The sequence below is a fragment of the Chelatococcus sambhunathii genome (assembly GCF_001418005.1).
Classification (GTDB): Bacteria; Pseudomonadota; Alphaproteobacteria; order Rhizobiales; family Beijerinckiaceae; genus Chelatococcus_A; species Chelatococcus_A sambhunathii.
In genome coordinates, this window is record NZ_LIOL01000024.1 from 1 (window position 1) to 10,236 (window position 10,236).

The 10,236-nt window shown below is 61.3% G+C and carries 7 protein-coding genes, 1 tRNA gene and 1 rRNA gene; 4 read left to right on the plus strand and 5 right to left on the minus strand.

The window, feature by feature from the left end; all coding sequences use genetic code 11:
• Positions 1 to 26: 26 nt before the first annotated feature.
• From ASC46_RS20400 to ASC46_RS20415, 3 genes are all read right to left on the minus strand, one after another.
• A protein-coding gene (locus tag ASC46_RS20400; protein ID WP_096335404.1) for an IS3 family transposase occupies positions 27 to 1,138 on the minus strand; the annotation gives its coding sequence in 2 pieces (ribosomal slippage) (positions 27 to 883 and positions 883 to 1,138; 1,113 coding nt in all).
• A 671-nt stretch (positions 1,139 to 1,809) separates the two neighbouring features.
• Positions 1,810 to 3,042, minus strand: coding sequence for an ImmA/IrrE family metallo-endopeptidase (locus tag ASC46_RS21925; RefSeq protein WP_055461118.1), 1,233 nt, complete (start codon positions 3,040 to 3,042; stop codon positions 1,810 to 1,812).
• 2 nt (positions 3,043 to 3,044) lie between these two features.
• Entirely contained in the window at positions 3,045 to 3,386 is a 342-nt protein-coding gene (locus ASC46_RS20415; protein ID WP_169790126.1) for a type II toxin-antitoxin system HigB family toxin, read from the minus strand.
• Between the two features lie 94 nt (positions 3,387 to 3,480).
• On the opposite strand from ASC46_RS20415, the gene ASC46_RS20420 reads away from it, so the two are divergent.
• From ASC46_RS20420 to ASC46_RS20435, 4 genes are read left to right on the plus strand one after another with little or no spacing between them, the layout of a single operon-like run.
• Positions 3,481 to 5,304, plus strand: coding sequence for an N-6 DNA methylase (locus ASC46_RS20420; protein WP_055461120.1), 1,824 nt, complete (start codon positions 3,481 to 3,483; stop codon positions 5,302 to 5,304).
• Positions 5,301 to 6,530: a restriction endonuclease subunit S gene (locus ASC46_RS20425; protein WP_055461121.1), complete on the plus strand. Its 1,230-nt coding sequence runs from the start codon at positions 5,301 to 5,303 to the stop codon at positions 6,528 to 6,530. The genes ASC46_RS20420 and ASC46_RS20425 overlap by 4 nt, the downstream gene beginning before the upstream one ends.
• On the plus strand, positions 6,527 to 9,460 hold the full coding sequence (locus ASC46_RS20430) for a type I restriction endonuclease subunit R (protein ID WP_055461122.1): 2,934 nt from the start codon (positions 6,527 to 6,529) through the stop codon (positions 9,458 to 9,460). The genes ASC46_RS20425 and ASC46_RS20430 overlap by 4 nt, the downstream gene beginning before the upstream one ends.
• Positions 9,457 to 9,822: a M48 metallopeptidase family protein gene (locus tag ASC46_RS20435; protein WP_055461123.1), complete on the plus strand. Its 366-nt coding sequence runs from the start codon at positions 9,457 to 9,459 to the stop codon at positions 9,820 to 9,822. The genes ASC46_RS20430 and ASC46_RS20435 overlap by 4 nt, the downstream gene beginning before the upstream one ends.
• A gap of 90 nt (positions 9,823 to 9,912) precedes the next feature.
• Here the strand turns inward: ASC46_RS20435 and ASC46_RS20440 are convergent.
• Both ASC46_RS20440 and rrf read right to left on the minus strand, forming a co-directional pair.
• Positions 9,913 to 9,989, minus strand: a tRNA-Met gene (locus ASC46_RS20440).
• Between the two features lie 142 nt (positions 9,990 to 10,131).
• Positions 10,132 to 10,236: ribosomal RNA gene (gene rrf / locus ASC46_RS20445) — 5S ribosomal RNA — on the minus strand; the annotation flags it as partial.

Here is a 10,236-nt window from a genome sequence, read left to right on the forward strand (position 1 = left end):
TGACGTGCTCCCCGTTTTGTCCCCGTCTATAGGTTAGCCCTGTTCATGTTGTGGTCCGATCTGGACCGGGTTGCAAATTCGTTCGGGGTGAGCCCATCGAGGCTCGTGTGTGGGCGATTCACATTGTAGTCGATCCTCCATTCTTCGATGCTGTTGCGGGCTTGCCGGTAGCTGGTGAAGAGCCGTTCGTTGAGGCACTCATCGCGTAGCCGACCATTGAAGCTTTCCACGAAGCCGTTCTGCATCGGCTTGCCCGGCGCGATGTAGTGCCATTCGACCTGCCGATCCTCCTGCCACGCCAGGATGGCATTCGAGGTCAGCTCGGTGCCGTTGTCCGACACGATCATGCAGGGGTAGCCGCGATGCTCGGCGATGATATCGAGTTCCCGGGCGACGCGCTCGCCCGAGATCGAGTTGTCGACGACCGTGGCCAGGCACTCCCGGCTGAAGTCGTCGATGACGCACAGGATCCGGAAGCGACGACCGTCGGTCAGCGTGTCGGAGACGAAGTCGAGGCTCCAGCGCTGGTTGGCATCCTGCGGGATTGCCATCGGCGCCCTGGTGCCCAATGCCCGCTTGCGGCCGCCGCGTTTGCGCACCGTCAGCCGTTCCTCGCGATAGAGCCGGTAGAGCTTCTTGCAGTTCACCGCCACGCCTTCGCGCTTTAGGAGCAGGTGCAGCCGTCGGTAGCCGAAGCGCCGGCGCTCCGCCGCCAGTTCACGCAGCCTACTGCGCAGACCGGCATCGTCCGATCGGCTCGAACGGTAGCGGAAGACCCGCGGTTCAATGCCCACCAGCCCACAGGCGCGGCGCTGCGAGTAGCCCTTGTTCTCGATCGCCCAGGTCACGGCGTTCCTCCTCGACCCGGGCGTTAGAAGTTTTTTCCGAGCATCTCGCGCAGCGTCGAGACGTCGAGCATGGCATCGGCCAGCAGACGCTTCAGTTTGCCGTTCTCCTCCTCAAGGCTCTTCAGCCGCTTCGCCTCCGATACGTCCATGCCGCCATACTTCGAGCGCCACTTGTAGAAGGTCGCGTCACTCACACCGTATTTGCGGCAGAGCTCCATCGCCGAAAGCCCCGCCTGGTGCTCCTTCAAAATCCCGATGATCTGTTCGTCTGAAAACCTGCTGCGCCTCATTGCCTGTCTCCTCTTCGGACACAGGCTAACCTCAAAGCGAGGACAATTCAGGGGAGCACGTCAGCCGCAATGCCCGTCCGATCCTTCGCTGGGCGGCTTCAATCTTCTGCTCCTCGGTGTCGCTCGCCGGCTTCTGCCAATGCGAGAAACGCGCTTCCCATTCACTCCGCGACCTCGGCTTGCGCGTGAGCTCGGTCAAGGCTTCGCCAAGGATAGACGTTGCAAAAGGGTTGGGCGGAGGAAGTCCGAAAAGTGCACTCATATTCGTGACCTCGATGATAAGAGAATAGGAGCGCCGCTCTTTATGGCGGCGCTCCTCATTACTTCCGGCCTGAGCCGTTCTTGGTCGGATCGACGAGCTTGTAGCCCATCCCCGGTTTCGGCGTCGGCGGAAGCGGCTCGCTGCGAACAACGGTACGCTCCTTGCCGGTGCCCCCACCTCGGGGACCCACAATCTCGTACTGACCAGAACGGGGAGCTGGACTCCCCGGCTTAAGAGGGCCGCCCATGGCGACCTCCTTTCTTTTCTGGCGCAGATTGAACTTGCCTTCCCGACTCCGTCCGCCTTAATGGCAGCGTCAACTTGGGTTCGGAGAGGGTCGGCCACCTGCAAGGGTGCGCCTTCACCTTGCCGGATCTCCTTGGGGCGAGGCCCGTGCCTCGCCCCTTTTTCATCCCGCGAATTCGAGTTGCTTCCGTACCTCCCCAGCTCCGAGCAGCGGCGCAAACGCGCGGAAATTTCTCGTCTGGTGACGTATGCGGCCCGCAACAATTGCGGGGTGCACTCCGACTCGTTGCGAGAAGGCGATAATCCCCGCGTAGCTTGCATGAGAGTGAAGCCCCGACATCTCCCATGCTGCCCGGGGAATCAGTGCTTCATTCGCCCACTCGTCCGCCTCATCTTCGCGAGGGTCTTCGTGCCTTGATGGCGCCTCGCGCAGCGAGAAGTCGTCCACGAAGGCCTCGACATTTCCATCGAAGTGACGCCCAACATGCGCCAGCTCATGGAGGAGTGAAAACCAAAAGTTATCGAGCCGATCGTAGCGAAGCGTAAGCGCCACAATCGGTGTGCCATCATCGACCTTCTTTAGAGCGGCACCATCGAGGTAAGTCTTCGGGAGGTGCGCAACGCAAACGAGGTGAATGCCCGCGGAGGACAGACGCTCTTTTGCGCGCCGTGGTCCGTCGGCATCGGCGCTCAGCTTTGCCAGCCGCGAAAGAAATTCGAGATCGACAGTTCCTTTCTGGTATTTGCCCATTAGCTTTTCCGATCGCGCCACGGCGAGAACTTTGAGACACCATGCCAAGAGCGCGTAGGTGTCCGTCTTGGCGTTTTGGCGCATGGCATCGTTGCGACGGCAAAGCGGCATCGGGACCGCACGCTCGCCGCCAGCAGCCTCGATCAATTCTCGCATCAATTCCTGGGCCTTTGTCTTGGCCGATTCCACCGAGCGAACCCAATTGCGCCTGATCATCTCGTTGATCGGGAAGCGGGACCACTCCAAGGTCACCGAACCGCCGTCGGCGTGATCATCGGCCGGCCCTCGTTCCTCATTGAGCAAGACTTCCGCCGGGATGCCGAGGTGCCTGTAGAGCGCTCGGATCATTGGCAGCGTCAGCGGCTGCTTTCCCGCGAGCACCTCGGAAACCTTCCCCCGGCTGCCGATGTACGGTTCCAGATCCCGAGGCTCTAGCCCCGCCTGCTCCATCCGAAACCGAATCGCCTCTAGAGGGGTGGGGCGCTCGATTGGAAAGTGCTTGGCCTCATAGATCGCGACGAGATCAGCCAAGACAGAAAGCTCATCGGCTTCGGGCGTTCCGGCCTCCGCGTCCATGAGCTCGTCGATACGCGCGAGGGCCGCCCTGTGATCGGCTTCCGTCCGAATGGGGGCGATGCGCGCCATGTTCAAACCTCCTCTATGTTGAGCTTGTCGTAGTCGGCGTGGGGCCCGAACCAGCGGACCGCCACAACACCCACGGCGAAGTTGATCTTGACGACCAGCCGATATCGGTTGCCTCCGATATCGAAGACGTACCGACTGCCCACCCGGTCCACGGATGGGTAGCGCGCACGTACATCCTGGAAGGACTTCCATACGGTCGTCTCCGATTCGACTTCGGCCTTCCAGGCCGAGAGGCGCTTCGCCGCGTCAGCATGGCGCCGCTGTGCCTCTGCAATGATCTCCACGCCGACGAGCTTCATATACGTCGCACCCGTGCCAGGATCAAGCGAAATGTTCCTGAACAAGGAACATTTCAACTCCTTATGTCAAGGGAGCGATCCTGCAGACGGGAAACGAATCGCGCTTGACATGCTCTGATTTATCGCAAATATAACAAATATGACAAACGCACAAGCTGTTGCCGCCACCCTCCGCGCTATTCGGGCCAAGCTGAACCTCACCCAGGAGCAGCTCGCCGAGCGCTTGGGCGTATCATTCGCCACCGTCAACCGCTGGGAGGGAGGGACCACTGTGCCCCAGAAGGCCGCCCGCGAGACCATTGCGGCGCTTGCCCGTGACGCCGGTGTGGAACCTGTCGAGGGCGCTCCCGAATCGGCTGGTCCGGCCGCCGATGTTACCCGGCGCCGGCGAACGGGCGGAACCGCGCCCTCCACCAAGCCCATGGAGCAAATGCTGTGGGACGCGGCGTGCTCAATCCGGGGCGAGAAGGACGCCGCTAAGTTCAAGGATTACCTGCTGCCGCTCCTGTTCCTGAAGCGCCTGTCGGACGTGTTCGACGACGAGATTACGCGCCTGGCCGAGGAATACGGCGACCGCGAAACCGCGCTCGAAATCGCCGAAAGCGACCATTCGCTGCTCCGCTTCTATCTGCCCCCGGAAGCGCGGTGGGCGGTAATCAGTGGCCGCGAAAACTATGAATGGCCTCTCGACGACAAGGGCGAGAGCACGAGGCCGAAGGACATTGGCGAGCACCTGACCAAAGCGGTGCGCGCGGTGGTCAAGCAGAACCCCAGCCTGTCCGGCGTCATCGACGTTGTGGACTTCGCCGCCGAACGCAATGGCGAGCGCGATGTCAACCCGGCGAAGCTGCGCGGCGTCATCGAGACCTTTTCCGATCCGCGCTATCGCCTGGGCCTCGCCGATGTGCAGCCGGATTTCCTCGGCCGCGCCTACGAATATCTGCTGCGGAAGTTCGCCGAAGGTTCGGGCCAGAGCGCGGGCGAGTTCTTCACCCCCACCGAGGTCGGCTTCCTGATGGCGCACATTATGCGCCCGCGCCCCGGCGAGGAATGCCATGATTACGCCTGCGGCTCGGCCGGTCTCCTCATCAAGCTCCAGCTTGTCGCCCGCGAACTCGACCCGACCAGCAAGGTGCCGCTCAAGCTGACGGGACAGGAGCTCCAGGCGGAGAACTACGCCATCGCGCAGATGAACGGCGTGATCCACGATATGGATATCGAGATCGCGCGCGGCGACACGATGATCAACCCGAAATTCCGCACGGCCGATGGCAAGGTGCGAACCTACGATATCGTCGTCGCCAATCCGATGTGGAATCAGCCCTTCAACCCGGACATCTTCGCCAACGATCCGTTCGACCGTTTCCGCACCGCCGGCGGCATCACCACCGGCGCCGGCGATTGGGCCTGGCTTCAGCACACGCTCGCCTGCATGAACGAACATGGCCGCGCGGCGGTGGTGCTCGATACCGGCGCGGTGACGCGCGGCTCCGGCTCGAGGAACGAGAACAAGGAGCGCAACATCCGCAAATGGTTCGTCGATCAGGATCTGATCGACGGCGTGATCCTGCTGCCCGACAACCTCTTCTACAATACCACCGCCGCCGGCGTGATCGTCGTGCTCAACAAACGCAAGCCGGCCGCGCGCAAGAACAAGATCGTGCTCTTGAACGCCAGCCGGCGGGTGCGGAAGGGCCGGCCCAAGAACTTCATCCCCGAGGAAGATATCCGCCCGCTTGCGGCGATGTTCCTCAAGGGCGAGCCGGTGGACGGCGAGATCGCGGTGATCACGCGCGAGCAGGCCGAGGAGGCGGATTACAATCTCAGCCCGAGCCGGTGGGTCGCTCAATCGGATGCTCTGGAGCAACGGCCGATCAAGGATATTGTCGATGAGATGCTACGGCTCGATGAGCAGGCGCGGGAGATCGACGCTGAGCTGGCGAAGATGCTGGTGCGCCTATGATCAACGACGCGTGGAATTGGCGTCCTCTTGGCGAGCTTTTCGAGATCGGTGCCGGCAAGACAATGTCGGCGGCGGCCCGTGATGGTGCGGTCAAGACGCCGTTCCTACGAACTTCGAATGTCCTGTGGGATGAAATCGATCTAGCTGCCGTCGATGAAATGGCCATTCCCGAGCAGGAATTGGCCAACAAACTACTTCAGCCGGGCGATCTGCTGGTCTGCGAAGGCGGCGAGATCGGCCGCGCGGCAGTCTGGAATGGCGAACGAGAGGTCATGTCGTTCCAGAACCACCTCCACCGGCTGAGGCCGCTGAATGGTGAGGTTGAACCGCGCTTTTACGTCTATTTCTTGCAGGCCGCGTTTACCCAACTCGGCATCTTCGAAGGTGCGGGAAACAAGACGACAATCCCGAATCTTTCACGCAACCGTCTTGCTGCTCTTGAAGTGCCCCATCCGCCACTGCCCGAGCAGCGAGATATTTCGACGGCACTTGCTCGTGTCCGCGAAGCTATCAAGACGCATAATCATGCAGCCGAAGTCGCTCAGGAGCTAAAGCGCGCCGCGATGCGGACGCTGTTCACGCGCGGACTTCGCGGTGAAGCGCAGAAGGAAACCGAAATCGGCCCGGTGCCGGAGAGTTGGGCGATTGTTCCCTGCGAACAGCTATTCAAGCTAACCAGTGGGAAGACGCGACCTGACGATCTCGTGGCGCTTCCTTCAAATGATCAGCCTTTTCCCGTCCTCGGGGGCAACGGAGTGATGGGCTATTCGTCCAGATGGTTTCTGGATGCCCCGGCAATATTGGTGATCGGACGAGTTGGTGAGTACTGCGGAGCCACCCACGTTGCCTCTGGGAAGGTGTGGATCACCGATAATGCGCTCTACGCTAAGGAATGGCTCAACCCGGATGCTGAGCTACCGTATGTCGGCGCATTTCTTGAATACTTCGATCTCAATCGCTTCAAGAGGATGGCAGGGCAGCCCCTTGTGACGCAGGGGATGATTTATGAGCACAGCATCCCGCTTCCTTCGCCCGACGAGCAGCGCGAGATCGTCGCGATCCTTGACGCCATCGACCGCAAGATCGATTTGCACAAGCGTAAGCGCGCGGTGCTCGATGAGCTTTTCAAGGCGCTGCTGCACAAACTGATGACCGGCGAAATCCGCGTCGCCGATCTCGACCTGTCGGCGCTTGCGCGATCGAAAGAGTTGGAGGCTGCGGAATGAACAAGCCTCTCAAGATCAGCGAGGCGGGTACCGTCCAGTTCCCGATGGTGAAACACGCGGCCGAAATCGGCTGGACGCCGATCAACCCGGACGTCGCCAAGCAAAAACGCGGCGGTGAAGCCGGCATGCTGCTGCGCGACGAGCTGGAAGCGAAGCTTGCCGAGTTCAATCCGTGGCTCGGTCAGGACGCCATTCGATCCATCATTGAAACGCTCGAAGCCATTCCGCCGACCATCGAAGGCAACCGGGACATGTTGTCCTGGCTGCGCGGCGAGCGGCAATGGTACGACGAGAACGAAAAGCGTCATCGCCGCGTTAAGCTCATTGATTTCGAGAACACCGAGCGCAACGTCTTTCACGTCTCCTGGGAATGGGCGCTGAAACCGCCGGCCCGCAAAGGCAACCGCGCCGATGTGATGTTTCTCGTCAACGGCGTGCCCGTCTGCATCGTCGAGCACAAGAATCCGAAAGACGGCGGCGCCCTCGAGCGCGCCATCAAGCAGTTGCGCCGCTACGAAATCGAAACGCCGGAACTGATCGGGGCGCCCCAGCTCTTCAATGTCACCCATCTTCTCGAATATTGGTACGGCGTCACCTGGAACGCGACGCGCCGTTTCATCGCCCGCTGGAAGCAGGAGCGAGACGAAGCCTATCGGTTTGCAGTGCAATCGTTCTTCGAACGCACGGATTTCCTGCGCACGCTCCAGCATTGGATTCTGTTCTACGTCGAAGACAGCGAGACGAAGAAATCCGTCCTTCGCCAACACCAACGCCGCGCCATCGACGCCATCATCGCGCGCTGCGCCGATCCCGCCAAGGACCGCGGCCTCGTCTGGCACACCCAAGGCTCCGGCAAAACCTTCACGCTTTTGACCGCGGCGCGGCTGATCCTCGAACAGAAGGAGCGCTTCAAGAACGCAACCGTGATCCTTGTCGTGGACCGCACCGAACTCGAAGGTCAGATGAAGGGTTGGGTGGAGAAGCTGCTCGGCGAGATGCAAAAGCAGGATATCGCCACCTGGCGGGCGAACTCGAAGGCCGAGTTGCAGGAATTGCTTTCGACCGACAGGCGCGGCCTGATCCTGTCGATGATCCACAAGTTCGAGGCCATCGACAAGAACAGCAACACGCGCGACAACATCTACGTCTTCATCGACGAGGCGCACCGCTCGGTCGCCAGGGAGCTCGGCACCTATCTCATGGCCGCCGTTCCCAATGCAACGATCATCGGCTTTACCGGGACGCCCATCGCCAAGACCGAACAAGGCGAAGGCACCTTCAAGATTTTCGGCAAGGACGACGAGAAGGGCTATCTCGACAAATATTCGATCGCCGAGTCGATCGACGACGAAACGACGCTGCCCATCAAGCACGTCATGGCGCCGAGCGAAATGACCGTGCCAGCCGAGCGGCTCGATAAGGAATTCTTCGAGCTTGCCGGTTCCGAAGGCGTGACCGATGTCGAAGAACTGAACAAGGTTCTCGACCGCGCCGTGGGCCTGCGGACCTTCCTCACGGCCGATGATCGCGTGGAGAAGGTCGCGAAATTCGTGGCCGAGCATTTCAAGGAAAGCGTGCTGCCGCTCGGCTACAAGGCATTTCTGGTGGCCGTAAATCGCGAGGCCTGCGCCAAATACAAGCAGGCGCTGGACAAGCTCCTGCCGCCCGAATGGACGGAAGCCGTCTATACGGAGAACGCAGCGGATGTGGTCGATCGCCCGCTGGTGGCGCAATTGCAGCTTTCGCCGGAGCGCGAGGCCGATGTCCGGCTCCTGTTCAAGAAACCCGACCAGAACCCCAAAATCCTGATCGTTACCGACAAGCTTCTAACCGGCTACGACGCGCCGCTGCTCTATTGCATGTATCTCGACAAGCCGATGCGGGATCACGTCCTGCTCCAAGCCATCGCACGGGTGAACCGCCCCTATGTCGATTCGCAAGGCGTGCAGAAGCGCGTCGGACTGGTTGTCGATTTCGTCGGTGTGCTGCGCGAGTTGAGGAAGGCGCTGCAATTCGATTCTTCCGACGTGAGCGGCGTGATCGAAGACCTCGATGTGCTGCTCGCCTCCTTCAAGGAGAAGATGGCGAATGCGGTAAGGGACTATCTCGATGCCGGCGACGGCGGCGATTCGGACGAGCGCCTGGAGCGCGTCGTCTATGGCCGCTTCCTCGAACTCGAGGCGCGCAAGGCGTTCTTCGAGGCCTACAAGAACATCGAGGCGCTTTGGGAAATCCTGTCACCCTCGCCGGAACTGCGCGATCACATCGAATCCTATAAGCGCCTCGCGCAGCTCTATGCCGCCGTTCGCAATGCCTATGCCGAGAAGGTCGGATTTGTCGCCGATCTCGCCTACAAGACCAAGCGCCTGGTCGAGCAAAGCGCCACCCAGGAAGGGCTGGGCCGGCTGACGAAGAGCGTCACGTTCGACGTGAAGACGCTCGAAGCCATGCGGAGCGAAAAGGGTTCCGACGAAGGCAAGGTGTTCAACCTCGTTCGCGGGCTCCAGAAGGAAATCGATGACGATCCGAACGCCGCGGCCGTTCTCCAGCCGCTCAAGGATCGCGCCGAACGCATCCTGAAGGATCTCGAAGATCGCAAGACCACCGGCCTTGCCGCGATGGACCTCTTGGCAGCGCTTGCGGCGGAGAAGGACGCGGCGGCGAAGGCCGCGAAGGAGACCGGCCTTTCGCCCAGAGCATTTGGCGTGTTTTGGGCGCTGAGAGAAGACGCCGCCCTGAAATCTGCCGGCATCGCGCCGCTTGACCTCGCCAAAGAGACCGAGAAGCTGATGGCCCGGTTCCCCAACGCACGGGTGAATGCCGACGAACAGCGTCAATTCCGTGCGGCGCTTTATCGGCCGCTCTTGGCGGTTGGCCGCGAGGAGCGGACGAAGATCGTCGATTTGATCGTCGAGATCGTAACGCAATGAAATGGTCGACCAACGGATCGCTGTCGCCGGCCGCAAGGCTCAGGCGCCGCGTAGATGCCTGGGCGGTCAAGCTGCGCGTCATGCCCCGGGCTGTCCGGGTGCAACGCATGACCCGGAAATGGGGTTCCTGCTCGACGGCCGGCACGATCACGCTGGCGATTGACCTCGACGATCAAAGCGAGGGATTTCAGGACTTCGTCATCGTTCACGAGCTCCTGCACTTGAAAGTGCCGAACCACGGCCGGCTGTTCAAAGCGCTCATGACGGCGCACGTGCCCAAATGGCGCGCCCTCGATGCCGCGCGCCGCGGTGCTCGCGATGTTTCGCCGCCGGCCGCCCTCAGAGCAGCGGGGCGGCGATGAATTTGCGGACGTATTGCGGAGTTGACATGCGAACGCCCCGGACGCGGGTCCGGGGCGTTCGCGTAAGCGATTGATTTTACTTCGTAATTTTGGTTGCGGGGGTAGGATTTGAACCTACGACCTTCAGGTTATGAGCCTGACGAGCTACCGGGCTGCTCCACCCCGCGTCGATTTTGGTGGCGTGGCCTTTTGGGGCCTTGCTGAGCGGTTTTGCGCGGGAGGTGTGTGCCTCGGGCGCTGGCGCGCGTGCTGCGCGACCTCTGGAGGGGTGGTCATCGTACTGAGGGAATGGGGTTTTGTCCTTGGCAGGCCCGGCAACGACCTACTCTCCCGGGTCTTGAGACACAGTACCATCGGCGCTGTGGAGTTTAACGGCCGAGTTCGGGATGGGATCGGGTTTGGGCTCCACGCTCG

Bases quoted from the DNA above. Each gene is read 5' to 3' on its own strand.
- ASC46_RS21925 (WP_055461118.1), bottom strand. From the start codon at position 3,042: ATGGCGCGCATCGCCCCCATTCGGACGGAAGCCGATCACAGGGCGGCC.
- ASC46_RS20420 (WP_055461120.1), top strand. From the start codon at position 3,481: ATGACAAACGCACAAGCTGTTGCCGCCACCCTCCGCGCTATTCGGGCC.
- ASC46_RS20425 (WP_055461121.1), top strand. From the start codon at position 5,301: ATGATCAACGACGCGTGGAATTGGCGTCCTCTTGGCGAGCTTTTCGAG.
- ASC46_RS20430 (WP_055461122.1), top strand. From the start codon at position 6,527: ATGAACAAGCCTCTCAAGATCAGCGAGGCGGGTACCGTCCAGTTCCCG.
- ASC46_RS20435 (WP_055461123.1), top strand. From the start codon at position 9,457: ATGAAATGGTCGACCAACGGATCGCTGTCGCCGGCCGCAAGGCTCAGG.